Origin of the sequence: Pedobacter sp. KBW06 (genome assembly GCF_003852525.1) — a bacterium.
In the GTDB taxonomy this organism is placed as follows: domain Bacteria; phylum Bacteroidota; class Bacteroidia; order Sphingobacteriales; family Sphingobacteriaceae; genus Pedobacter.
Window position 1 is genome coordinate 2,454,660 of record NZ_QAJL01000001.1, and the last position, 26,056, is coordinate 2,480,715.

Genomic DNA, 26,056 nt, shown 5'->3' on the forward strand with positions numbered 1-26,056 from the left:
TTTGTTTATAAGCGGTTTGCTTCTTGCTCTATTTTATTAATTATCTCTTGTGCCTTTGGGGTCACTGCCAGCTCTTTAGCCTTTTCGATATATGCTTTTGTCCGTACTGCATCCTTTTTTCTAAGGGCCAGATTGGCCAGGTGGATCAATACAAAGGCCTTATCGTTCTTTCCTCCCAGGGGAAAGCGGCTGGCAATTTGAAAATGATGTTCTGCCACATCATATTCTTCTCTTTTCAGCGCGATATTGGCACGCATAAATTCATAATACCCTCTCCTGTTCCGGGCTAACCGGTCGGGATTAGGTACTTCTGCCAATATCTTTTCTGTTTTTTCGTAATCTCCGTTCTTAAAATGTTTGGAGGCCAGTAAAATGGAGCTGTGTTTGAAATGGCTCCAGATCACAAAGGCAAAGAAAAAACCGGCCAAAACAGCCAGTTGAATCTGATCGTAAAAAAGGCATACTCCTGCCGCAATCACGAAGAGTGCCATCAGGGCATACCTGCCTTTTGCGTTATACATTAATGAATATCCGTGAATTTATAACCTACACCTCTGATGGAATGGAAATACACCGGGTTTTTCTGATCTGGTTCGAAATACTTACGGAAAGTAAGGATAAAATTATCGATCGTACGGGTAGATGGATATACATCATAGTTCCATACCGTTTCCAGGATCTGCTCACGTGACACTGCCTCGTTCTTACGTTCGATCAGCAATTTCAGCAACATCGTCTCTTTCTTCGTCAGGGGAACAATTACACCATCGTCCTGTTTCAATTCAAAAGAGTTGAAATAGATCGTTTTATCTCCGATTTTGTAAGAATTGATTTCTTTAAGGTCATCCGCTTTCATGCTGCGTTTTACCAGAATTCCAACCCTTAAGATCAGTTCTTCCAGGTTAAACGGTTTTACCAGATAATCATCAGCTCCTTTTTTCAATCCCATTACACGGTCTTCACTTGTGTTTTTGGCCGTTAAGAAAAGAATTGGAACTTCTGTGTTCTCCAGTCTGATGGTTTCACACACCTGGAATCCATCCATTTCAGGAAGCATAACATCCAGAATGATCAGGTTAAAACGTTCTTCTTTAAAAACTTTTAAAGCAGTTTTTCCGTCTTTTACTGCATGAACTTTGTATCCTTCAAGTTCAAGGTTTAATTTTATAGCATCTAATAAGTGGTCTTCATCTTCAACCAGTAGTATTCTTAATTTCTGTTGCATAATTATCAACTAAATGTGATTTCAAAAATAGCACCTTGCGGTACGTTATCTCTAACGCTAATATCAGCGTCGTGCATTTGTAATACTTCCTTAACAATAAACAGGCCCAATCCTGTGCCTTTTGATTTTCTTACATTCTCATTACCTACGCGATAGAATTTATCAAAAATCAACATTTTTTCTGCATCAGGAATACCCGGGCCCTTATCTGAAACCCTTAAAAACGCATGACCATCTTTTTCCGCCAATTCGACATCTATATGCATACAGGGACCTGAATATTTGACAGCATTTTCGACCAGGTTCGTCACCACTGAAGACAAAGAAAGCTGATCTCCAACTACCTTTATGCCAGGCTTTACCGATAAGGTAATCACCTGCTCGCATCCACAGGAGTGGATTTGTAAACGGTCCGTAATTTTAGTCACCATCTCAGAAAAGTCAAACTCTTCTTTAAAGAAAGAATAAGAACCATTTTCCATTTTTGTGGCCAGCAACATATTTTCCACCAAATCATCCAGACGTTCAATGTCCTTTAAGGAATTGTTAAGCAGAGATGTTTGTCTGGCTTTATCCAGATCGCGCTTGATAATCGTTTGTATAGATAATTTTATAGCAGCCAGGGGCGATTTAAGCTCATGCGTTACAGAAAGTAAAAAATTCTGCTGCTGTTCTCTTAAACGGTCCTCTTTTTTGATCGACTGATGCAAAAAGTAGGCACCCACACATAACAGGAATAAGAATACAGATCCCTCTCCCATTACCATCGCCATCCTTGCAGGCTCCAGTTTTACGACAAGCGTTCCCCAGGAGATCAACTGTACCAAAGAGTACAGTAACATGAAATAAAATATAACGATTGATTTCTTCAAGGTGCCCCGCTTTATATACTATAAATATACTTTTTAATTTACTTATTTCTGAAAACCACGTCAAGACTCTCCAGGATCGCTCTTTTCGCTTTCTCCAGTTCGATCTTTGTATGTGCTGCAGAAACAAAACCTACTTCATATCCCGACGGGCCGATATAGATTCCCCTGTTCAGCAATTCCCTGTGCAGTACTTTAAATTTCTCCATGCTTGCCGGATCAATATCATCCGCCGACTGGATCTTGTCTTTGTCTGTAAATGCCATCCAGAAAATAGAACCTACATGGAATACTTTCAGTTTGTAATTCCTTGCCGTAGCAAAACGCTGAATGCTTTCCGCAAACTCAGACGCTTTGTTGTTCAATTCTTTATAGAATCCAGAACGCAGCAATTCAGTTAACTGAGCGATACCTGCAGCCATTGCTACCGGGTTGCCCGACAATGTTCCTGCCTGGTAAACGCCTCCATCAGGAGAAATATGTCCCATGATTTCGGCCGAAGCGCCATACATTCCTACAGGCAATCCACCACCGATGATTTTACCATAAGTTACGATATCAGGTTTAACGCCATAATGTGCCGCAGCACCTTCAAAGCCTAATCTGAACCCGGTGATTACTTCATCAAAAATCAATAAAGCTTTATTTTCTTTACAGATGTTCTCTAAGTATTTGATGTATTCCACATCCTGCATCAACAATCCGTTGTTTGCCGGAATACCTTCAATGATCACTGCTGCGACTTCATCTTTAAATTGCTCAAAAGCTGCTTTTATGGCATCTTTATCATTCAAAGGAATCACAATTGTTTCCTGAGCGAAAGATTTAGGAACACCCGCCGAAGAAGTTTCTCCGAAAGTAACCAGGCCTGAACCTGCTTTTACCAATAAAGAATCGGTATGTCCATGGTAACAACCTTCAAACTTGATGATCTTATCTTTACCTGTATATCCACGTGCCAGTCTGATTGCCGACATTACGGCCTCTGTACCTGAACTCGTGAAACGGATTTTTTCTACAAATTTGTTGTTTTTGATGATCAGTTCTGCCAGCTCATTTTCTAAAGCTGTAGGTGCGCCAAAGCTCATCCCGTTCTGCATTACTTCTGTCACCTTATCCCTAACCTTTGGATGGTTATGGCCCAGGATTAACGGACCCCAGCTACCGCAAAAATCTATAAATTGATTTCCATCGGCATCCCATACAAAACAGCCATCTCCCTTTTGAATAAACAAAGGAGTGCCATATACTGATTTAAAAGCCCTTACCGGAGAGTTTACTCCTCCCGGAAAATAGTTTTTAGCTTTTTCATACAGTTCTGCCGACTTTTCCCTTGAAATATCAGGTTTACTGCCCGTACTTACCGGCATGTCGCCTTCATTTCCTGAAAACATTTTTTTTAAAGATTCTAACATATTTTTATTTCCTTACAACCAATTCTTTTCAACCATATCCCTGATGTGATAAGTCGTAATGATACTTGCTCCTGCACGCGCAAAGGCATGCATCGTTTCCATTACTACTTTCTGCTCATCAATCCATCCTCTTTGCGCAGCCGCTTTAACCATAGAATATTCGCCGGAAACATTGTAACATGCGATCGGCAAATCTGTATGTTGTTTCAGGTTATGCATCACATCGAGGTAAGCCAAAGCAGGTTTCACCATCAATACATCTGCACCTTCACTTTCATCCAGCAAAGCTTCTCTCAAAGCTTCATTTCCATTTCTGAAATCCATCTGGTAAGCTTTCCTATCGCCCTTACTGGGTGCACAATCTGCTGCCTCACGGAAAGGACCGTAATAAGCAGAAGCAAATTTCGTAGCATGCGACATGATCGCTGTGTTTACAAAACCCTGTCCATCCAGTAAATGTCTCATTGCAGCAATTCTTCCATCCATCATATCCGATGGGGCAAGCATATCGGCACCTGCCTGCGCATGTGTCAGTCCCATTTTAGCAATTACCTCTACCGTGGGGTCATTCTGAACGTAATCGTCTTTTAAAATTCCGCAATGTCCATGAGTTGTGTAAGAACAAACGCAAACATCGGTCACAATGTATAAGTCGTCCCCAAAATTTTTCTTTAACAGACGAACTGCCGAAGGAACCAGGGAATGATCATGATAAGCAGAAGCCGCATCCTCGGACTTCTCATCACCTACACCAAAAAGCATGATCTTGTTTACACCAAGCTTCAAACCTTTCTCCACATCGCTCAATAAAGTATCCTCAGAAAAATGGCTGATTCCCGGCATCGCTTCTAAAGGATGAATTACATTCTTACCCGGTACGATGAAGTACGGATAAATAAACATGTCTTTAGATAACCTCGTTTCAGCTACCATTTCCCTCACTACAGGATTTTTTCTCAATCTACGCGGACGGTGCACCATATCAATTATTTATTATTTTATATCTATTCCGTAAACAGCTTCCGCCAATCCGATCTCATCAGGAGAATAAGGCTGAATGTATTTTACACCCATCTCATCAAATTTCTTTCCTGTAGAGTTTCCGATCGCAATCACCTGTTGTCCGGGTTCTAATAAGTTTTCTACAAAATAAGCGTCAACATTGGAAGGGCTGGTAAAGATCAGTACTTCCGCATAAGTCTGGTCTACATCCTCTTCAATCACAGTCTCATAAATAGGCAGGTCCACTACCTTCGTATCTGGCTTTAATGCCTTCTGGATGCTCAGTAAAGAGTCCTGTGCCCTTGGGAACAACACTGTTTTTCCAGCTACCAGCTCTGCAAAAAGATCAGCTACCTCATCAATATCACCACCTTCGCCAACGTAATCAGCAAGGTGTCCTGCTTTTCTCAAAGAATCTTCAGACCCTCTTCCTGCTACCCCAAACTTTACATGTTTAGGCAACAATGGCTTCAGGTTGAAGAAATACTCCACACTGTTGCGGCTGCTGAAGAAGATCCAGTCTATATGTTTCAGGTAGAAAGGGTCCAATACATTCACAATCGGGAACGTACGGATCAGCGATCTGCCTTCAATTTCTATCTTATGCTTTTCTAATGCTTTTCTAAAATAGCTATGTTCACCAATTTCTCTGGAGATAAATACTTTGGAAGGTAATTTTCTATCCGGGTTAAATTTGGCTACAATCTGTTCTGCAACACCTTCTAAGCTATCTACACGGCAAAAATAACGGTCAGGGAAGTGTTCATCAGTTTCTGCTTTGGAAGTCCAGATTTCATATTTTCCGTCTTCTTTCTTGCAATAACAACCCAATGGCATGTGACACCCGCCTTCAAACAGGTTTAATACCTTTCGTTCCACACCAATGGCCTCAATCGTTTCCTGATGGTTTAACTGCTGCAACAGGTCAGACAATTCCTGATCATTTTCTCTGATCTGAATCGCCAGGGCACCTTGTGCAGGAGCCGGAACCAGCTCTGTGGTATCTACCACCTCTACATGAAACTCTGAAAGATCGATGTTCAGACGGTTTACACCAGCTTTAGCCAATAAAATCGCATCATAATCTTCATCTCTCAGTTTCTGGATTCTGGTAGGCACATTGCCCCTTAAATCTTCGATGTTCAGGTCTGAACGCAAAGAAAGCATTTGTGCTTTACGTCTGTTGGAAGAAGTCCCCACCATTGCTCCCGTTTTCAGGGAAAGCTTTTGTTTGATGTCTACACAGTCTTTCAGGATCAGTAACAACTCGGAAGGATCTTCACGCTCTGTTACCGCTGCAATGGTTAAGCCTGCCGGATGTGTAGTAGGTAAATCTTTATGAGAGTGTACGGCTATATCGATCGTCCCACCTAATAGTTCTTCTTCAAGCTCTTTGGTAAAGAATCCTTTGCCTTCCAGCTTGTCCAGCCGAAGGTTTAAAATCTTATCTCCCTGAGTCTTGATGATCTTCAATTCGGCTTCAGCACCAATCTCTGCAAGTTTGTCCTTAATGAAGTTGGCTTGCCATAAAGCCAGGTCGCTGCCTCTTGTACCGATAATAAGTCTTTTCACGTTAATGCTAATTTTTCCGCAAATTTAGCTATTCTTTACCAATATCTCCTTTGCCATAACCATTGGAACACTGATGCATTTTTTTTCCATGTAATTCATCACTTTTTCCAATACCAATCTTGAGTTTTCATCAAGACTGTTGATCTCGTCGGCAAAGACGCCATTGATAGCAGTATGCTTAATTTCCTTGATTTTCTGAGGAACAGAACTCATTGCAATCTCTATTTTGCGCTGACGTAATACCAATTCAAAGTCCTTGATATTTTCTTCTATAATGTGCTCGGCATTCACCAGCTCATCATAACGTTCCTGAATATTTTTGCGGGCAATCTCTTTAAGAGATTCAACTTCTATAAAATGAATGGGGAATTCTGCAACCACTTCAGCAGCGGTATCGTTAGGAATCGCTAAATCGACGATGGTCTTTTTACCGGTATCTCCATTCAGAAGTTTTGTGTAGATTTCTTTAGTAATGATGGGTTCAGTAGCACCTGTACAGGTAATAATGACATCAAATCCCTGGTTGTAATTTTCCAGTTCGGTAAGCGGATAAGCGGTACCGTTTAATTCTTTGGCCAACACCTCTGCATTTTCTAATGTTCTGTTGAAAATGGAGAAGTTGGAGTATTTATGTTTTTTAAGATACTGAGCAATGTTTTTGTTGGTCTCACCGGCACCGATGATCAGGAGCCTGGAGGTGGCGGACATTTTTAGGTCGCGCAGCTTGCGATAAGCTAAAGAAACGATAGAAACCGGATTCTTTGAGATGTTGGTGTGGGTATATACTTCTTTTGCGGTCTTTACCACTCTACCCATGATCATCCGCATATAGTCTCCTGTGAACCCGGCAACGCGGCAGGTTTCATAAGCTTTTCTGACTTGTGCAAGAATCTCTTTCTCCCCTACTACCAGACTCTCTAATGAGCAGGAAGTTCTTAACAAATGATTGAAGGCAGCACCCTGTTCATATACAGAAACGTTCTCTACGAACTTATCCATGTACTCTTCGGGTAATCCCATATTTAATACCGTAAGAAAACGGGTGATGAATTGCTTGTCCAGCGTGTGGGCGGAAGTGAATACAAACTCAACCCTGTTGCAGGTTCCCATGTAGAATATTTCTTTAACACCTAACTCCGATTGAATGTTTCTCAATCTGTCGTCTAATGTCTGCTCACATATCACCAATTTACCCAATGCTTTTAGGTCAATATGTTTATGCGTAAAAGCAATGATCTTTAAATATTCCAAAATGTCGTATCCCTGTTTATTTTTAGCGTAACAAAAGTAACAACCGAACGTTATTTCACTGTCATTATGGAGTAATTAAGAGCTATTTAGAACGATTTCAAATAATAGAATGATTGTCTAAACATCTTTTCTTTAAGTTTGTTATATAAGGTGAATACATTATTATTTTTCATATATGATTATAAACGAGCAGTTTACATTAAGCGGATCATCAGGGAAACCCATTATTGGCGACTGTACTTACGACGATAAATCCATAAATCCGGCAATTATAATTTTTGTTCACGGCTTTAAAGGCTTCAAAGATTGGGGTGCACATCATCTCGTTGCCCGCTATTTTGCACAAAAAGGATACAGATATCTTAAATTTAACCTGTCACACAGCGGGGTTACGTCAGAAAATTTAAAAGATGTAACGGATTTGGAGGCTTTTTCTTCAAATACGGTGAGCAAAGAACTGACCGATTTAAATGAAGTGATTGGCTATGTAAGTTTGCATTATCCAAGTGTACCTGTTTATTTGATTGGGCATAGTCGCGGGGGTGGCTTAGCAGTTATTCAGGCAGCAAATGATTCCAGGATCAGTAAGCTGGTTACTTGGGCAGCTATTGCCGATTTTTCGAGTTTATGGAAAGCGGAGCAGGAAGAAGAATGGGTAAAGACAGGTCGGATATTTGTAGAGAACGCACGTACGAAGGAGAAAATGCCATTGAATAGTACGCTTTTAGAGGATTTTAACACACATAAGGACGAGTTTGACATTGTACAGGCTGCAGGAAGGATTGTTATTCCCTGGTTGATTATACATGGTGATGAGGATGTGAATGTAAAGTTCAGTGTAGCGCAGGAATTGGCTCAAAAACAATTGAAGGCAGAGATTCATAAGATTCAAGGTGCAAACCATGTTTTTGGCGCCTCACATCCGTACACGTTATCTGAGTTGCCGGTGCATTTGCAGCAGGTATGTGAGAAGACATTGGCATTTTTGGGCAATTAGAAGCGTCTTTTGGAGCGGTTATCTGATGAAATCATTAGAAGTAGCTTTTAAAGGAGAATTCATTACATGAAAAAAGAGATAAATTATTCGAAGGCTGGAACCTTTGCCCTGAAGGGGGCAAAATTCCTAGGCCTTTTCATAACATATCTCTTTTTTCTTTTAATCTTGCTCAGTGAGAGGGCGATTAATTTGGAGCAGAACTTAGCTGAATTCTGACTTTAATCAAGAGCATCTTTAATTTAGAGCAGAACTTAGCTGGATTCTGACCTTAATCAAGAGCATGTTTAATTTGGAGCAAAACTTAGCTGATCCGGACCTTAATCAAGAGCATGTTTAATTTGGAGCAAAACTTAGCTTAATTGGGAACTCAGATTTTATTTTACAGTAAAGGCAACAACAGTGGTACCCCACAGCAGGCTTACTTTTCCTGATTTCTCAATTTTGAAGGTCATTTGCTCTGTCGGCGTTGATGCTTTGCCTGGTTTTACCATAACACGTAAAGCATCATCAGCCTCGGTGTAATTGGTTCCCCATTGCTTCCAGGTTTTGTTGAAGATGATGGTCCATTCTTTTTCACCAGGAATCGTGTACAAGCCATACTTGCCTGCGGCAAGGTCTTTTCCCTGAACTTTTACAGCTTTGCTTACTTCAAATACGGTGGCTTCATTAGCTCCTGTACGCCATACTTTTCCAAATGGAGCAATTTCAACGCCTATGGTTCTTCCTTTTACGGAAGGCTGGCTATAGTCGATGCTAACTGTGGTTCCGGAGCTGATGGTTTCTTTTACGCTGGCAGGAGGGCTTGCTTTCTTCTTCTCTTGCGCTGAAGCTGTTACCAGTGTAAACAGGCTTACAAATAAGGTTAATACAAATATCTTTTTCATAATCAATAAGGTTTTTTTAGAACTCTAAGATGCTGAAAAAAAATAGAAGAAAACAGTCTGAAATCACAATAACTCACTTATAGCCACAGAATTGTGACAATACCATCGGGATAACCTACTTCACTTCAACCCAGTTTCCGTCTTCCCTGATCAGGTCGATCAGATCATCCAGGGCACGTGCTGCATTTACATTTTTCTTGACCACTTCTTTACCACGGTACAAAGTGATTTTTCCAGGCCCGGTACCTACATAGCCGTAATCGGCATCTGCCATTTCACCAGGACCATTCACGATGCAACCCATGATGCCAATCTTGATCCCTTTCAAATGATCGGTTCTGGAACGGATCAGCTGGGTGGTTTCCTGAAGGTCAAATAAAGTACGGCCACAACTTGGGCAAGAGATATATTCCGTTTTGGAAATACGGGTTCGGGTAGCCTGCAGGATTCCAAAACTGGTCGCATTTACTAAAGGAAGACCAACTGTTTCGGCTGCATTAATCCATACACCATCCCCCAGTCCGTCGGTAAAGAGTGCCCCAAGATCCGTTGCAGCGTACAACATTAAGTCGTCTGCATTCAGTTCGGGATAGGTTCTTTTAATGATAACAGGAATCTGGAGCTGATCCTTTAAAAGTTTTATAAAGAGCTCCCTTTGAGCTGCCATTCCATGCAAGGCATTGGCCTCTACCACCAGTACCACATTTTCCCGAAGAATTTCCAGGTTGGCATTTAATGCTTCAACTGCATCTATGCTCACCAGATTTAAGTGTTCGTCCTTTAGCGCTGCTTTTTCATAATCTGAAAAAGGAAGTAAAGGGTGACAATTATTTTTATCCGCCAGTCCCAGCCAGGTCTGATAGTTATAAATCTGCTTCAGGTTTCCCGGAAAGGAGAATGAAGGAAGCCCGTCGCCCAGATAAACCAGATCACAGGCCTGATCGGCCATATTATATTTATCCAGTCCGGCGCTATATTTATAACCTACAGCTCCCAGGAAATAAGGGTCTTTTAAGTTTTCTTTTGATACATCCAGCATCACTACAGGATGGTGATGTCCGCCGATATGCTGTACAGGCTTTGTTTGCCTGCGGTTGTATTCATACGGCTGATATGGAAGGTCCTGTATCCTGATTTTTTCTCTTTCCGTGGAAAGGTCAGTTAACAGTGCTCTGCGCTCGTATCTTAAGGCAAGGGCCTTTGCTACCGGTGCTTCGAACTCAGGATCCTCTGTCAGGGACACACGGATGGTATCTCCAAGACCATCTTCCAGCAAAGCGCCAATGCCGACAGCAGATTTGATTCTGCCATCTTCTCCATCGCCAGCCTCAGTTACACCAAGGTGTAAAGGATAGTTCATCCCCTCTTTCACCATCGTTGCAACGAGCAAACGGTAAGCCTGCACCATCACCTGTGTGTTGCTGGCCTTCATGGAGATGACCAGGTTATAGTAATTCTGATCCTCGCACATGCGGATAAATTCCATTGCCGATTCGACCATTCCCCTCGGCGTATCGCCGTAATGGCTCATGATGCGATCTGATAAGGAACCATGGTTGGTACCAATTCTCATGGCAGTACCATATTCTTTACAGATTTTTACCAAAGGAGTGAATTTCTTATAAATACGCTCCAGTTCCGCCTGATAGGCCTGCTGGGTGTATTCTATATTTTCAAAACGTTTCTTATCAGCGTAATTGCCCGGGTTGACCCTTACTTTTTCTACGATTCTTGCCGCAGACTCCGCAGCGTTGGGCGTAAAATGGATATCCGCAACCAGAGGGACTTTATATCCGCGGAAAAGCAATTCTTTCTTGATATTGGCCAGATTTTCAGCCTCTTTGATACTTGGAGCCGTGATCCGTACATATTCACAGCCCGAATTCACCATACGGATGGTTTGTTCAACTGTACCGATGGTATCCATCGTATCTGTTGTAGTCATAGACTGAATCCGAATCGGATTCAAGCCCCCCATAGGGATGTCACCTATGTTTACCTCGCGGGTAAGGAACCTGGAATATTGTGTTAAACTATTACAATATCCACCATTTAACTCTTTTTGAACAAATACGTCTTCCATCAATTTACGATACAAATATGAAGCAAAGATAAAGATTATGTTTATTATATCAGTCTTTCCTTGGTCACCAGTGTGTCCGCAATGAGGTCATGAAAACATTGCTGCTTCCGGTTTAGAAAACTATACAGGTAGCCAAAGAATACCGGAAGGACAGATAAGATCTTTGCTGCATTCCTGCCATAAGAATTGCTCAGGCTGATTCGGTTTCCATCTACATTGGTCACCTTGATGCCCAGCAATGCTTTGCCCACCGTCGCTTGTTTCACAGAGGCCTCGGCAATACTGCTATAAAAGAATTTCACCACCGGAATGATGGGAAGTCCGATCACGATCGCAGCAATCCTCTCGTTTTTCTCTCCTAAAAAGAGAAAGCTCAGCAAGACCAGCAACGCATATCCTATGGTAATAAAGAAGTAATCTAAAACCGAGGCGAGTAAACGCTGGTCAAAAGATGCAAAATACTGAGGGGCAGTTTTGCTGTATTTAAAACCAAGAAGCTCACGCAGTTCAGGGAACTCGTGAGCTTCTTTATAATCATCCATTCCAGGCTTCCTGACAAAGGTTCCCGGAAGGATTTCTAAGTTTTGTAATGATGCTAATGGATAAGGTCCTGTAGGCTTTCCGTTAATGACAACTGTGTATTCTCCTGTAACAGGACTTTCCATTATTAAATATTTATATACTGATGAACTTTAGCGTTTAGTAACGTTTCACTTCAAAGTTACTCAATCCTCCATCCAAATTGATAAATATCTTTTTGGTGGAAGCGTTATAATTCGGCGTTTCATAAGTACCATCTTTCAGCTTGGTAAAACCGTTAAAATCTTTAGCAGAAAGACCTGTTTTGGTTTTAATTCTACATCCTGACTCCGTAGGGATATTGATCTTAACATCCGCCACACCCGTTTTCACATTGATGTCTGTAATCGGAAGTAAGGAACCGAATTTAATGTCCAGTGCTGCTGCACCACCATCAAAGTTAAAGGCACGCAGTTTATACTCTGTGAAATCAAAATTCACTTCTCCTGCACCCATGCTCATGTGCACTTCCCATTCCGGTTTTTTGTTCAGGCGCAGGTCTACATCATTGCCTCCGTCACTCATTGACCAGCCGGATTTCCCTTTCATTTTGAAAGTCAGGTTACTCACACTGTCGGACACCACGTTTTGTAAAGAAAATACACCTGCTCTTTTTTGTACCTCTGCACTAATCAGGCTGTCTGTTTCTCCTTTTAAATCAAAGGAAGTACCACCACCAGAGATGTTCAGAATGGCTTTTTTTGCCAGAGAATCAGCATAGGGCTCCGAAAAACTCAGTTCTTCATAATTTTCTTCAGAATTGATATCGTCCTTAATACGGTCTCCAAGCCAGCGGTCTCTGTTTTCCGGTACCTGTTGTCCTTTCACAAACAATATCGCCAGGGTAATAACGAGTACTCCGATGGAAACGATTCCGCCAACCTGGGATTTGTTCCTGCTGAACAAAATATTTACACCAGCAATGATCAGAAATATAGGCCAGAAGCGGAATACACTGCGCCAGTAGAAATCAATGATATTAAAGTTTTCGAGAAGGAGTACGCCGCCGATAAACAACAGCACAATACCCCATATTATTCTATCCGTTTTCATCTGTATAGATTTAGATTTTTAATGGTCATGTTTAGTAAACCTGTCTTCAGCAGGTGCATCAGTACCCGGCTCCGGGTTTACTGTTGGCTGAACGCCTTCAGGATTTACCGGGCTTACCGGATCTACGGGTGCAGAAGGGCCGTTAGGCGCAGTTCCTGCATTACCTTGTTCCTGCTGACTTTTCCAGGTTTCCCAGGCATTTTTATTTTTACCCTTCATGATAAAGCTTACCCCGATGGCGACAAACACCAATGGCCATAATTTACCCAGACTAAACCAGAATGGAATGATGTTAAATTCGTTCATCAGAAAGTAAAGTCCGATCACTAACAGAAATAACCCACCTACTGTCCTTCCAGTCTCGTTGTTGCTCTTTTGAAAGGGCTTACCAAAATCAGTCATTTTAGGGCTTGCTTTAAAAGGATCTTCATTGATACCTGAGGAAGTCCAGCCTGTAGAAGAACTGCTTCCGGTAGGTTCAGCCGCATTTTGCGGTTGCGTAAACGCATTTGGCGAGTTAAACGGATTGTTTTTCTGCCCTTTATAATAATCGTTAAATCTTGAGAATTTTGCTGCAGGGTCATTGTTCACCGGAACAACGATCCACATTACAATATATACCAATACGCCCGTACCCACCAAAAATATAGTAGAGAGTACAAACAACAGCCTGATTATGGTTACATCAACCTCCATATACTCTGCAATTCCGGATGAAACACCTGCTACAACTTTGTCGTGCTCATTTCTAAATAATCGCTTGTCCATAATACTTTCCTCCTTTTCTTTATTTATTTTTTCTTTAAAATTGTATTGGCTTCAGGGTCACTTCATCAACGTTTACACCATCGCTTAAATTTAAAATCGTGTATAAGGTATTGGCAATATCTTCAGGTTGTACAAAACGCTCAGCAGGAATTTCTGTTCCTTCCCATGATGAGGTCAATGTTGATCCCGGCAAAATGGCCGTTACTTTAACGTTGTATTCAGCTAACTCCCCTCTGCATACATCATTAAGACTAAGCAAGGCCGATTTAGTTACACTGTAACCTCCTGCATTTGTTACAATTTCTTTACTCGCCACAGAGCAAATGTTGAAAATATGCCCGGAACGCTGCGTACGCATCATTTTACCGAAAAACTTAGAAAGATAATAAGGGGCCAAAAGGTTCAGATTCAATTGATTCTCTAATGAATCATCCGCCTCATCCAGGAGGATTCCCGGCATAAATATCCCCGCATTGTTCACCAAAACATTCAGTTCCGTCATTTCCTCCCTTACCGCTTCACAGAAAGCATAAAGCTCAGCTTTATCGCCCAGGTCGGCAACATAAGTAAAGACAGAAACGCCCGTATACTTCAATTCTTCGACCAGGGCAGACAGCTCTGCTTCATTCCTGGAACAAACAGCAAGGTTATATCCGCCTTCTGCCAGCTTAATGGCGATGGCTTTTCCGATTCCTCTGGTAGCACCCGTGATTACCGCATTCATTTTATCTCAATTTGGCAGCAATATTACATAAAATGCCATAGACTCTGTAGCCATTTTACCACTTAAAACCAGACAAAACACCCGGTAATTGAAATAATTATTTAATAAATAAAGAATGTCCCAACAATTTTTGTTGTTTCTTTGTAGTATTATTGCATTATTACCATAGCTAATTTTTCATTAAATGAATTTCACCAATTTTGGCAGGTACATCCTTTTGTTAAAGGCCGTATTCAGAAAGCCGGAAAAGTTAAGTATATATATGAAGGCCATTTTTAAACAGATGGACTTTATCGGCGTCGGCTCTATAGGACTAATAGCCATCATTTCGACCTTTATCGGGGCGGTAATGACCTTGCAGATTGCCTTTCAGCTCGTGAGTGACTTTATTCCCAAAACCATTATTGGTTCTGTAAACCGCGACTCCAGTATTCTGGAGCTTAGCCCAACCATTACGGCAATTGTACTGGCTGGTAAAATCGGATCTGCCATCTCCTCAGAGATCGGAACGATGCGCGTAAGTGAACAGATTGATGCACTGGAAATCATGGGCATCAACTCTCCGGGATACCTGATCCTGCCAAAAGTCCTTGCCGGAATTACCATGGTCCCGCTTTTGGTGATCTTATCAATGGTATTGAGCATTGGTGGCGGATACATCGGAGGAACTTTATCAGGTGCAGTTTCTGCAGCTGAATATGTTCAGGGGATTACCACTGATTTTAATCCTTATACCATTGTTGTAGCCCTGGTAAAAGCATTTGTTTTTGGTTTCATCATTACGTCTGTTCCTGCATATGAAGGTTTTTATGTGAAAGGCGGAGCGCTGGAAGTAGCACAGGCAAGTACAAGAGCCGTTGTAGTAAGTTGTATTACTATTCTGGCATGTGATTACATCGTAACCCAGTTATTACTATGATCGAAATCAAGGACATTTACAAATCATTCGGCGATAATGAAGTTTTAAAAGGAATTTCAGGACAGTTTAAACCAGGGGTAACCAATCTGATTATTGGCGGCTCCGGTTCCGGAAAAACCACTTTATTAAAGTGTATGATTGGCCTGCACCATCCTGAGAAAGGAAGTGTAGAATATGATGGGCGTGAATTTACGACCATGAACTTTGAAGAGAAAATCGAGATCAGGAAAGAGATCGGAATGCTTTTTCAGGGATCTGCACTCTTTGATTCAATGACGGTAGAAGAAAACATCATGTTTCCTTTAAATATGTTTACCGATCAGAAACGTAAAGAAAAACTGGATCGTGTAAACTTCTGTCTGGAACGGGTAAACCTGTCTGGAAAAAATGCACTTTTTCCTGCTGAACTTTCCGGAGGAATGAAAAAACGTGTGGGAATTGCGCGTGCGATTGCCATGAACCCTAAATACCTCTTTGTTGATGAGCCCAATTCTGGTTTGGACCCTAAGACTTCCATCGTTATTGATGAGCTGATCAAGGAGCTGACAGAAGAATACAATACCACAACGATTGTAGTAACCCACGATATGAACTCCGTAATGGGAATTGGTGATTACATCTTATTCTTACACGAAGGAAAGAAATTCTGGGAAGGATCAAATAAAGAGATCGCCCATACTGATATTCAAGAACTAAATGATTTTGTTTTTGCCAGCCGTTTTATGAAAGCTGCAAAAGACAAATTTTAAATACCCATATTTTTATGATAAGCCTGTTAACACCCACACACTGGAAAGATTATGAGTTGATTGATTGTGGTGATTTTGAAAAATTAGAACGCTTTGGCAACCTTGTGTTGTGCAGACCTGAGCCTCAGGCTGTATGGAAAAAGGTCCTTTCTGAGCAGGAATGGAAAAAATTAACCCATATCCGTTTCAAAGGACGTTCCGCAACCACCGGTGAGTGGATAAAGAGCTCCGCACACCTGCCCGACAGATGGAACGTAAACTACAAAAATGACGATGTAAGCATTAACCTTCGTTTAGGGCTGACCTCTTTCAAACATGTTGGTGTTTTCCCTGAACAGGCGGTAAACTGGGATTACATATCTTCTTCTGTTAGAAAATTCAAAACCCCGGTTCCTAAAGTACTCAACCTTTTTGCCTATACCGGTGCCGCATCATTGATTGCAAAGGCAGCAGGTGCTGATACTACACACGTAGATTCCATCAAACAGGTGGTCAACTGGGCCAATGAAAACCAGGAACTGTCGAACCTTAAAGATGTCCGCTGGGTGGTGGAAGATGCTTTAAAATTTGTCAAAAGAGAATTAAAACGCGGTAAAAAATATAACGGAATTATCCTGGACCCACCTGCATTTGGACACGGTCCGAATGGAGAGAAATGGAAACTCGAGGATCACATCCAGGAAATGATGCAGGATGTAGTACAGTTATTGGATGAGGAGGAACACTTCTTAATCCTGAACACTTATTCCTTAGGATTTTCTTCTGTGATTGTAGAGAACCTGATCAGGACTTCTTTCCCTCAGGTACAAAACCTGGAAACCGGAGAGCTGTACTTACAGGCAACTTCCGGAATAAAGTTACCTCTTGGGGTTTTTGGAAAGTTCAATACTTTTAAATAGCCCTGTAAAAAAACAAAGCGTCGGGGCCTAATCCGACGCTTTAAACACACCTAAACCCCAGCAACACCTCACTGGTTATAGATTTTTTTAGCCTTTAACGGCCAATTCATTTACAATTCTCCGCCAGTTTTCATCTTCCGGAATGCCTGGTTTACGCTTTCCAAAAAACTGAACGATAATATTTCCTTCGGCATCAAAAACTTCTATACTCGTTACGATTCCATCTTTTGTCGGCTTTTTCACCAGCCAAAGCGAAGCAATCCCATCCATTCTTAAATGCATGTTAAATTCAGGATCCATTACATTGAACCATGGACCTGTTTCCAGAATCTTTTTCACGAGCCCGGTATGGATCTGAATACAGCCGGCACTTCCCGTAAAGACCATAACTTCCAGATCTGTATCAGAAGCTTTATGTAACATCGCTTTCAGGGAATCCAGGGTAACAGGAACCGCATGCCCTTCCGGTGCCAGACGAAGTGCCTGAGTGCGTGTCAGCCCATAAGTATTCAGCAGGCCATGAAAATCATGAGTATCCTCTAAATCCAGCCAGGCCTGTTTAAAATCTGCTACCGCAACTTCCTCATCGGCAAGTTCCACCACAGGAGCCTTAGCTTCGCTAAAAGTCAGAGGAGCCTGCTGGTCTTCGGCTCTGTACTTTGTCACCAAAGCCTGATAAGCATCCTCATCACTGCTTTCAGTCAGGTAAACCTTATGTACCGCCTCACCGTCTTTTCCAAAAAACTGCAGGCTTTTTCGTTCATTTTCACTGACCGCGAAACCGGAAGCCCACTGGCCCATGAACAACCTCAGATCAATATCAGGATTAACTGCCAATCCGATTGATCCACGGAAAGACACCTTTTTATAGATCCCCTTGCGTTCGTGCACGCAATGGTCATTTCGGGTTAGTGCCATCACATAACCCAATCCTTCCACTTCTTTCAAAATTTCCGGAAACTGTTCCTGCAATCGAACGGCAGACTCCCCTACTGTAGTTGCAATTAATGCCGCTTCAGAAGTTGCCAGTTGTTTTGCTGCATCTCTGATCCTAACCTTTGGATGTTCGGCTTTAAAAGCCGCCCACTGATTTTTTAAATCTAATGTCTTTTCCATAATTCTTATTTTAATACTGTTGCCGGTACAACTAAGGGGCATGCATAACCTTCGCATTCCATCAGCTTTACCTTTATGCTGAATGTTTCATGTATATTTTCGCAATTGATCACTTCAACAGGCAGTCCTTCTGCTACTTTTTGCCCGTTCTTCAGCATCATGATCCGATCTGCAAACCTCGAGGCGAAGTTAATGTCGTGCAGAATGCAGATGACACAATAACCGCGGTCGGCGAGCGATCTCGCCAGCACCATAATCTGTTGCTGATACTGTAAATCCAGGCCATTGGTAGGCTCATCCAGAAACAGGCAGGCATTGGGACTGTCGTAAATCTGAGCAATGACCCTGGCCAGCTGTACCCTTTGCTGCTCTCCACCGGAAAGCGTGTTGTAATCTCTGGAAGCCAGGTGCGTAATTCCTGTTTCTTCCATTACCTGCTGCACAATTTTGAAATCTGCCTCCGTTGGTTCTTGCTGAAAATGAGGATATCTTCCCATCAGGACCAGCTCATTCACCTGGAAAGAGATGGAAATTGTATTGTGCTGCGACAATACTGCCCTCGTCCTGGCGAGATCTTCCAGCCTGTAATTGTCTAATTCTTTATCATTAATCGTGATCTTTCCGCTAAAAGGCTTGATTTCCCGGCAAAGCAATTTCATTAAGGTACTTTTACCGGCACCATTGGCACCCAGTATCGCCAGTAATTCGCCTCTGCCTGCGTCGAAACTCAGGTTATCCAATAACTTCTTACCTCCTGCCTTATAGCTCAGTGCCTTAACTTTGATCATTTATGGGTTATTTTTATTTCTTTCAGTAATGACAATATATATAAATACCGGAGCACCAATCATGGCTGTCAGAATTCCGATTGGCAATTCTGCCGGCGCGACTACCGTTCTTGCGATCAGGTCTGCCATGGTTAACAAGGACGCCCCCAGCAATGCCGCTCCCGGAATAACCAGGCGGTGATCTGCGGTAAAAGTCATCCTTAAAATATGTGGAATGATCAGCCCTATAAAGGCGATAATCCCTGCTACTGCAACGGAAGCCCCCACGGCCATCGTGGCCAACACGATGATTAGTCTTTTAACAACTTTCACATTTACCCCCATATGCATCGCCTGAGATTCTCCCAGTGCCAGCGCATTTAATGATTTGGCAAGAAAGGGCAATCCAAATACCGGAATTAATACAAATGGCAGCAAGGCCGTTACTGTTGGCCAGCTTGCACCCCCAAGGCTCCCCAGACTCCAGAAGGTAATGTTCCTTAACTGTGCATCGGTTGCCATATAGGTCAGTAAGCCAACAAAAGCACCCGCCAATGCATTGATGGCAATTCCTCCCAGCAATAATGTGGTAATAATGGTTTTTCCATTTCTCATTGCAATGCGATAGACAAGCATCGTCGTTAACCCTGCGCCAATAAAAGAGGCAAGAGAAAGCGCATAGAAGCCAATAACACCGCTCAGTTCTTTGAATATTTTAGTCTCTAAAACAATCATGATGACTGCAAATAAGGTCGCCCCTGAAGAGATACCTATTAAACCAGGTTCCGCAAGCGGATTGCGAAAGAGACCCTGAATTGCAGCACCGGAAACGCCCAATGCAGCGCCGATCAGTACACCCAATAAAACCCGCGGTAACCGTAAATTTAAAAATACTGCTGCCTGCTGTGATTCAAAATTTTGATGTCCCGATAATCCGGTATGATAAGCAATGATAGAGATGAGTTCAGAAAAGCTGATATGTACCGCACCTACGCAAGAGGAAATGACCATCGTCAGAACCAGGACAACAGTTAATATTAAAAGGATATATCCTGTATTTTTGATCACTTTATCTTCTCTGCTAATTCTGTTACGGCCTGTCCTAAGCGTGGACCAAAGCTGGTGAGCAATTCACCTTTCATGGTAACAAACCTTTTGTTTTTTCCTGCATTGGTTTGCGAAATGCCCTGCACACCTAAGAGTCCATTTGCACCACCTAAGCTTTCCAGTCCATCGTCAAATAAAAGGATCACATCGGGATTCGCTTTGACTAAAGATTCTGAAGTCAGTGGTTTGTATTCTGCAAATTCAGTAATGGCATTCGTACCTCCTGCCAGCTCAATCACCTTCTCTACCGGCGTTCCTGTTCCACCTACCATCATTGTCCCTGTACCGCGTGCATAAATAAACAGCACTTTAGGTTTTTTAGGATTGTTGATGTGCTTTTGCGCTTCCGCCAGCTCCGTTTCAAAGGCCTTGGTCAGCGAGTCTACCTTTAAGGTATGGTGCAGGCTATCTCCCACTGCGCGAATCAGGTCTTTCGTTCCTTTAGGCGTAAACTCCTGGTTAAACAGGATTAGCCTGATTCCTGAACTCCTGAACTGCGCGGCCAGCTGCGGGCTGACTTCTTTTGCCATTCCAACCACGATATTGGGTTGTAGGGATAATACGCCTTCTGCATTGATTCTCCGGTTATGTCCTATTTTAGGCTTGCTTTTCAGGCTCTCCGGATAATTGCTCGTAATATCTGTCCCTACAATATTTTTCTCCAGACCCAGGCCCGCCACAATCTCACTTACCGCCCCATTCAGGGAAACAATTTTTATGCTATCGGGAAGCTGGTCTTTATTTCTTTTGTCTGCCGCCACATTGCAGGCAGAGAGTGCCGCAGCGACTGTACAAGACAATAGGATTAATCTATATTTCATCATGATAATTTTTTATTAAATCTGGCTTTTTAAGTTAAAAAGAGGAGCTTCCGGCATCCACCGGAAGCAGCCTTCAACCTAAACTAACCAAATTTTAGCCCTTCTTAACGAGTACATATTCCAGTACCGGTTCACCGCGTTTACCCGCATCACCAGCACCCATTGATATGAATCTCAGTTTATATACATTTCCTGCAGCGTCTTTAATCACATAAAAGCGATCTGTTTTTACGCCTGTTGCCGGACTGGTTGAACGCCAGTCTGATCCAATTACATTTCTTTCTGCCTTAAAGGTGGTGGTGGCAATGTTACTTTCTTTGTAATCTGCATAAGATACCGTTGAAGTAGCCACCTGCGCTGCCTGAACGCCACCGAGGTTATTTACAAATACCACATCAGAGAAACCATAAGGATATGGTGCTGTGCCCATTAGTCCGTAGTAAACCGACCAGGTCCATACGAAGTCCCATTTAGCTTTCGAAGGCTCTACCTTCAGCACTTTAGCAACATCATCAAAAGCGATGAATACAAAGTTATTTGCGTCATCTTTAGTGATGTCGATTGTTTTGAAAGTAGTTTCTTTCAGTTTCGCATATTGTAAAGTATATCCGTTGCCTTTACGAAGGATGCGGATTTTCAATAAGTTGTCAAGAGACAAAACAGAAGTGTGACTTCCACCTGAAGGATTCACAATGTATACTTTGTTATCTGCATCGGTTGCAGAAACGTTCGCAATAATATCTTTTGTCACGTCGCCATATACGTTGTCTATGTTCACAAACGGTTTAACATCATTCGACTCCGGAGTACCCAATTGAATGGCCAGGTCATTTAAAACTACATCTGTAGCAGTTACCGCATTTAAATCAGCTTTAGCGCCCAATTTAATCGCTGAAGTTCCATTCGTATTGTTCAGTTTCACCCGGAAATCAGTTCCTGATGAAAATCCAAGTACCCAGGTATCTCTTTTTACATTGACCATGGAGTTGCTGCTCAGATCTACAAAGACAGAGTTTAGTGCTCCGCTTCCTGCTTCAGTACCTGCAATTCCCTTTAAAGTTAACGTTGAACCTTCAGAAGTGATCGAGCTAAAACTAAGCTGAGTTTTCACTGTAGTACCCAATACAATTGGATTTCCTGCAGAGCTGATGGTAAAATCTATGGTTTCTGTTCCGTTAATTACGGCATTTGCTACCTTTTTAACTTTAAAAGAAACTGATGTTCCTCCGGCAGGAATGGTCAACGACAAAGTATTGTTTGCTGCAGACGGCTCAGTAGTATATTCTACCCCATAGCTCAAACCTGCATTAGTCAGGTTCACCGTTACAGGAACCGCTACCGAAGAGGCCATTGCCAGGTTAATCTTCACCACGGTTTCTGTCGCCGAGGCTTCCAGTCCTTGTTTAGACGCTTCAAAATTAATGGTATTGTCCGGAGCTGGCGGATCTGACTTTTTACAGGAAATTACCCCGGTAGCTAAAGAGATGATCAAAAGGAAATGGAAAACTTTTTTCATATATTTTTAATTTGATTATTAATTATTTTTTAGACCAGTGCATTGTTAAACCCAGGAAATAAGAGCGTCCGAATCCGAATGGGTTATTGCCATCCCCAACATGTCCGCCACCTTCCAGGCCTACCGTTCTTACCCTGGTTACATTGAAGAGATTTCTTACCCCTCCGTTTATGGTTAAGTATTTATTTACAATTTTATTTAAGCTCATGTCTGAAATATGAAAAGCAGACATTTGGTTCAGTCTCGCGACCTGTTTCCCGTCTACAGTGCTACTGGTATAAGCGGACTGTTTTCCTGTGAACTTATAGAAAAAGCTAACGCTCGTTTCCAGCTTAGGGATCAGGTAACTGATATTCGTACTGACCTCGGGTGACCAAACATATTTCGGATTGTTGCCTGAGATCTGTTTTTGGTCTGACAACTCATTATACTGTCCGATATAGGACAATCCCAGGTTTGCCTGAAGATTTTTCCAGGACAATACTCCGGTCCATTCTCCACCCAGCGTTCTGGATTTATCGAAGTTCAGGTAAGTATTTAACCTACTATTGCCTTCCACTGTTCCCAGAACGATTCTATTTCTGTAATCGTTAAAGAAACCACTCAGTATCGTACTCAATCTGAGCTCCGGGCTATTTTTCAAGGTCCAGGAAAGGGAAGTATTAAAACTGTTTGAATATTCCGCTTTCAGGTCTAAGTTGCCTGCGATATCATGGTTCGCATCTCTGAAATAGAAATACAATTCCCTCAATACCGGTGCTCTGAACCCTCTGGCATAAGACAACCTGAAATCCAGCTGCTCATTTAACCTGAACTTGGTATGTAGTGACGGAATAAAAGGTGGCGCGTCATATACCGAATTTTTAACCATCCTGAAACCTGGTTTAATCTGTATCGCATCTATTAGCTGCAACTGTGAGGAAAGGAAAAATGCATAATCATTGATTGCAGGTTCACCGACGATCCGGTTACCTTTTCCTGAACTGCGGTTAAACTCAATTCCAGGTTGTAAAATCACCTCAGGGGACAATTTATATTGTAGCGTACTGCGAAAGAACGTGCTCTTCATGACGTCTTTATCCTGAGATCCAGGCTCAAGAGATAAGGTTTCTTTTCCGGTATTGATGTCTTTATTCGTAGATAAAGTACGGCGGCTATAATCGGTATATGATCCTGCCATATCCAGACTTAGCTTATCGCTGAGAAAAAAAGAACTTTGAACCTGATGGAACCAGCGTTTAGACAGGTATTGTTTATCTGCCGCTACAGGTGCAGCTAATGCAGGGTCATAATCTCCGCGAAGGGTTAAAGTTTCGTCCGTTCCGTTAAAGCGGTACCAAAGGTCCATTTTACTGTTTTTATAGCCTGCAGTTGCGGCGGTTAGCCATTGATCTTTCGGCAGCCATTCCTGCGCACGTCCGGTTTTGTTTCCTTTCCAGCCACCAAAATTATTGCGGGTACCTGAAGCGCCGATGTGCCAGCCATTTTTTTGCCAGTTCACATTGAGGTATTCATTATGAATGCCTTTATTACTGAAAGCATCGTATTCTTTTCCTGCGGTTTCTTCCTGCACACGGGCCGTAACGGAGAACTGATCGGAATTTCCTCTCCTGGTAATGATGTTAATTACACCAGCCATTGCATCTGTACCATAAATTACAGACATCGGACCTTCGACAATTTCAATCCGCTCTACCGTATTGATGTCAATCTGCCCAAGGCTCTCTTTATCTACTCCCCGATCCATCATTGGCACCCCATCCAAAAGGATTTTGATTCCTGAGCTGCTGCTGTTCAGTCCCATAAATTTAGGATTGCTGATTCCCGTCATCGGATCTGTGGAGAAGCGAATCCCAAGCTCAGTGCTCAATATGTTTTTTAAATCAGTTGCTCCGCGAAGTTTGATCATCTGGCTGCTGATGGTACGGATATTATATACAGAATTGCGGATGGATTGCGGTTCGTACAAACCAGTGATGACCACTTCATTTAGCTCGTAAGACTTTTCTCCCAGCAGAACAACCGGAATTTCCTGTTCCTTTCCGGCAATCACTGTTACCTGAATTTCTGTTTGTTTTTTTGTATTAGATTGAATGACCAATACCTGTGAGCCCGAAGGAGAAGAAATCCGGAAAACACCGTTCTCCGTTGTATATGCTATTCTGTTCAGGCCCTTGAGAAAAACCATCACATTCGCCGCCGGTAACCCGTCAGCTGTATTTACTTTTCCTAAAATTACTCCAGTCCTTTCCTGAGCATGAAGCCCCAAAACAGACATAAAAAGTAAAAAGGGAAGTAGAAATCGTTTCATTTAACTAGCTATTTAGAATCATTTCAAATAATACTGCAAGTATAAGGACTTATTTAGAATAATTCCAAACATTATTTAGAATAGTTCTAAGACATCCTGCTAATATTTAAGAACAGCTACTGAAACGGTTTTTTTATTCCTTTAAAGAACCTTATACTTGTAACAATTTTTATCTTTAGAAAACAATTACCACCATATGAAAATACCACAGTTAGCAGGAACAGTTTTAATAGGAATGGCATCACTTGGTGTATTCATCAGCTGCACTTCCGACGCAAAGAAAACGACCGAACAGAAGAAAACAGTTAATGCCAACGGAGATACCGTGGTTACCGCAGAACCAGAAGTAGGGACAGTAAGAGAGGCCGTAGATACTGCAAAGTACAATTCATTACTACAGAAACTCGCCAATGGCGATACTACAGGAACCTGGCCTGTAAAAAATCAACCTTACCCCCTTGCCGGAGCGATCCTTCCTTTTAAACGCATCGTTGTTTATTATGGAAACCTTCACTCCAAGAAAATGGGTGCCTTAGGAGAATATGCACCTAAAGAAATGTGGAGCAGGTTAAATGCGGAGATTAAACATTGGGAAAAGGCAGATCCTTCGACTCCTGTTCAGGCAGGTGTGCATTACATTGCTTCAGTGGCCAGCGGTACGCCAGGAAAAGATGGCAAATACATCAACCGTATGGGCGACAAGCAGATTGACTCTGTATTGAAGATTGCTAAAATGCAAAACGCAATTGTGTTCCTGGATATACAGGTAGGTTTAAGCACGATCAAAGCAGAACTACCAAGATTGGAAAAATACCTTCAGATGCCACAGGTACATTTAGGTATTGATCCTGAATTCTCGATGAAAGACGGAAGCAAACCTGGTAAAAAAATAGGAACCTATGATGCTGCAGATATCAACTATTGTTCTGAATACCTGGCAAACCTGGTAAAAAAATATAACCTTCCTCCAAAAGTATTTGTCGTTCATCGTTTCACCAGAAAAATGGTAACGAATTATAAGAACGTTAAACTTCGTCCGGAAGTTCAGATGGTCATGCACATGGACGGATGGGGTGAGCCGGAACTTAAAAAAGGTACTTACCGCCACTTTATCTTCCCGGAACCGGTTCAGTTTACCGGATTTAAATTGTTCTACAAAAATGATTTAAAGAAAGCACCAAACAGGTTAATGACACCGGAAGAATTGCTGAAACTAAAACCAATACCGATTTACATACAATACCAATAATAAGGTAAAATGCATAAATGGCCGAATAACCACCCGCTTTGTAAAGCAGATAGTTATTCGGCCATTTACTTTTAAAACGATTCCGATATCGGTCCCGAACCGCATTATCCAGCATTGTATGGTTTTCCGCTTGTTTTTTGTATAGGCTTCAGGGTTGCCGAGGGGTTGGCGAGGGGTTGG

General features: G+C 42.1%; 24 protein-coding genes. 5 read left to right on the forward strand and 19 right to left on the reverse strand.

The features are described from left to right. Nucleotides 1-5 precede the first annotated feature (5 nt). The 7 genes from DBR43_RS10095 to hemA all read right to left on the reverse strand — a co-directional run bounded on the left by DBR43_RS10095 (nt 6) and on the right by hemA (nt 7,334). Nucleotides 6-521 (reverse strand): hypothetical protein, encoded by a 516-nt coding sequence (locus DBR43_RS10095; protein ID WP_124580302.1) that lies wholly within the window; start codon nt 519-521, stop codon nt 6-8. Further along, nucleotides 521-1,225: a response regulator transcription factor gene (locus DBR43_RS10100; protein WP_015809248.1), complete on the reverse strand. Its 705-nt coding sequence runs from the start codon at nt 1,223-1,225 to the stop codon at nt 521-523. Before DBR43_RS10100 ends, DBR43_RS10095 begins: the two co-directional genes overlap by 1 nt. 5 nt (nt 1,226-1,230) lie before the next feature. Continuing rightward, the gene (locus DBR43_RS10105) at nt 1,231-2,067 is read right to left on the reverse strand and encodes a sensor histidine kinase (RefSeq protein ID WP_124580304.1); all 837 of its coding nucleotides are present in this window, start codon (nt 2,065-2,067) and stop codon (nt 1,231-1,233) included. 68 nt (nt 2,068-2,135) lie between these two features. Further along, on the reverse strand, nt 2,136-3,509 hold the full coding sequence (hemL, locus tag DBR43_RS10110) for a glutamate-1-semialdehyde 2,1-aminomutase (RefSeq protein ID WP_124580306.1): 1,374 nt from the start codon (nt 3,507-3,509) through the stop codon (nt 2,136-2,138). Nucleotides 3,510-3,521: 12 nt separating this feature from the next. Beyond that, nucleotides 3,522-4,490: a porphobilinogen synthase gene (hemB, locus tag DBR43_RS10115; protein WP_124580308.1), complete on the reverse strand. Its 969-nt coding sequence runs from the start codon at nt 4,488-4,490 to the stop codon at nt 3,522-3,524. A gap of 12 nt (nt 4,491-4,502) precedes the next feature. Next, entirely contained in the window at nt 4,503-6,083 is a 1,581-nt protein-coding gene (gene hemC, locus DBR43_RS10120; RefSeq protein WP_199756997.1) for a hydroxymethylbilane synthase, read from the reverse strand. Between the two features lie 24 nt (nt 6,084-6,107). Beyond that, nucleotides 6,108-7,334, reverse strand: a complete 1,227-nt coding sequence (hemA, locus tag DBR43_RS10125; RefSeq protein ID WP_124580312.1) for a glutamyl-tRNA reductase — start codon at nt 7,332-7,334, stop codon at nt 6,108-6,110. Nucleotides 7,335-7,509: 175 nt separating this feature from the next. On the opposite strand from hemA, the gene DBR43_RS10130 reads away from it, so the two are divergent. After that, nucleotides 7,510-8,331 carry an alpha/beta hydrolase family protein gene (locus tag DBR43_RS10130; protein ID WP_124580314.1) on the forward strand — a complete coding sequence of 274 codons (822 nt, stop codon included), beginning with the start codon at nt 7,510-7,512 and terminating at the stop codon, nt 8,329-8,331. A 374-nt stretch (nt 8,332-8,705) separates the two neighbouring features. Here the strand turns inward: DBR43_RS10130 and DBR43_RS10135 are convergent, their stop codons facing one another. The 6 genes from DBR43_RS10135 to DBR43_RS10160 form a co-directional block, all read right to left on the reverse strand. Next, entirely contained in the window at nt 8,706-9,215 is a 510-nt protein-coding gene (locus DBR43_RS10135; RefSeq protein ID WP_124580316.1) for a DUF2911 domain-containing protein, read from the reverse strand. Between the two features lie 115 nt (nt 9,216-9,330). Next, nucleotides 9,331-11,298, reverse strand: a complete 1,968-nt coding sequence (gene ispG / locus DBR43_RS10140) for a (E)-4-hydroxy-3-methylbut-2-enyl-diphosphate synthase (RefSeq protein WP_124580318.1) — start codon at nt 11,296-11,298, stop codon at nt 9,331-9,333. 44 nt (nt 11,299-11,342) lie between these two features. Further along, nucleotides 11,343-11,963, reverse strand: coding sequence for an RDD family protein (locus DBR43_RS10145; RefSeq protein ID WP_124580320.1), 621 nt, complete (start codon nt 11,961-11,963; stop codon nt 11,343-11,345). 34 nt (nt 11,964-11,997) lie between these two features. Further along, nucleotides 11,998-12,930 (reverse strand): LiaF transmembrane domain-containing protein, encoded by a 933-nt coding sequence (locus DBR43_RS10150; protein WP_124580322.1) that lies wholly within the window; start codon nt 12,928-12,930, stop codon nt 11,998-12,000. Nucleotides 12,931-12,948: 18 nt separating this feature from the next. Further along, nucleotides 12,949-13,698 (reverse strand): PspC domain-containing protein, encoded by a 750-nt coding sequence (locus DBR43_RS10155; protein WP_124580324.1) that lies wholly within the window; start codon nt 13,696-13,698, stop codon nt 12,949-12,951. A 34-nt stretch (nt 13,699-13,732) separates the two neighbouring features. Beyond that, nucleotides 13,733-14,422 carry an SDR family NAD(P)-dependent oxidoreductase gene (locus tag DBR43_RS10160; RefSeq protein ID WP_124580326.1) on the reverse strand — a complete coding sequence of 230 codons (690 nt, stop codon included), beginning with the start codon at nt 14,420-14,422 and terminating at the stop codon, nt 13,733-13,735. Between the two features lie 184 nt (nt 14,423-14,606). Here DBR43_RS10160 and DBR43_RS10165 point away from each other — a divergent pair, with 184 nt between their 5' ends. From DBR43_RS10165 to DBR43_RS10175, 3 genes are read left to right on the forward strand one after another with little or no spacing between them, the layout of a single operon-like run. After that, nucleotides 14,607-15,341 carry an MlaE family ABC transporter permease gene (locus DBR43_RS10165; protein WP_073229842.1) on the forward strand — a complete coding sequence of 245 codons (735 nt, stop codon included), beginning with the start codon at nt 14,607-14,609 and terminating at the stop codon, nt 15,339-15,341. Further along, nucleotides 15,338-16,090, forward strand: coding sequence for an ABC transporter ATP-binding protein (locus DBR43_RS10170; protein ID WP_124580328.1), 753 nt, complete (start codon nt 15,338-15,340; stop codon nt 16,088-16,090). The genes DBR43_RS10165 and DBR43_RS10170 overlap by 4 nt, the downstream gene beginning before the upstream one ends. 14 nt (nt 16,091-16,104) lie before the next feature. Next, the gene (locus DBR43_RS10175; protein ID WP_124580330.1) at nt 16,105-16,989 is read left to right on the forward strand and encodes a class I SAM-dependent methyltransferase; all 885 of its coding nucleotides are present in this window, start codon (nt 16,105-16,107) and stop codon (nt 16,987-16,989) included. Nucleotides 16,990-17,076: 87 nt separating this feature from the next. Here the strand turns inward: DBR43_RS10175 and DBR43_RS10180 are convergent, their stop codons facing one another. The 6 genes from DBR43_RS10180 to DBR43_RS10205 all read right to left on the reverse strand — a co-directional run bounded on the left by DBR43_RS10180 (nt 17,077) and on the right by DBR43_RS10205 (nt 24,627). After that, on the reverse strand, nt 17,077-18,105 hold the full coding sequence (locus DBR43_RS10180) for a hemin-degrading factor (RefSeq protein WP_124580332.1): 1,029 nt from the start codon (nt 18,103-18,105) through the stop codon (nt 17,077-17,079). A 5-nt stretch (nt 18,106-18,110) separates the two neighbouring features. After that, complete coding sequence (locus DBR43_RS10185; protein ID WP_124580334.1) at nt 18,111-18,893, reverse strand: heme ABC transporter ATP-binding protein; 783 nt, start codon at nt 18,891-18,893, stop codon at nt 18,111-18,113. Beyond that, nucleotides 18,894-19,940 (reverse strand): FecCD family ABC transporter permease, encoded by a 1,047-nt coding sequence (locus DBR43_RS10190; protein ID WP_233602923.1) that lies wholly within the window; start codon nt 19,938-19,940, stop codon nt 18,894-18,896. It abuts the gene before it with no gap. Continuing rightward, nucleotides 19,937-20,803, reverse strand: a complete 867-nt coding sequence (locus tag DBR43_RS10195) for a hemin ABC transporter substrate-binding protein (RefSeq protein ID WP_233602924.1) — start codon at nt 20,801-20,803, stop codon at nt 19,937-19,939. The genes DBR43_RS10190 and DBR43_RS10195 overlap by 4 nt, the downstream gene beginning before the upstream one ends. 91 nt (nt 20,804-20,894) lie before the next feature. Beyond that, nucleotides 20,895-22,316, reverse strand: a complete 1,422-nt coding sequence (locus DBR43_RS10200) for an HmuY family protein (RefSeq protein ID WP_124580336.1) — start codon at nt 22,314-22,316, stop codon at nt 20,895-20,897. Between the two features lie 22 nt (nt 22,317-22,338). After that, nucleotides 22,339-24,627: a TonB-dependent receptor gene (locus DBR43_RS10205; protein ID WP_124580338.1), complete on the reverse strand. Its 2,289-nt coding sequence runs from the start codon at nt 24,625-24,627 to the stop codon at nt 22,339-22,341. A gap of 196 nt (nt 24,628-24,823) precedes the next feature. Between DBR43_RS10205 and DBR43_RS10210 the strand changes: the two genes are divergently transcribed. Beyond that, nucleotides 24,824-25,876: a hypothetical protein gene (locus DBR43_RS10210; RefSeq protein ID WP_199756998.1), complete on the forward strand. Its 1,053-nt coding sequence runs from the start codon at nt 24,824-24,826 to the stop codon at nt 25,874-25,876. Nucleotides 25,877-26,056: the final 180 nt, after the last annotated feature.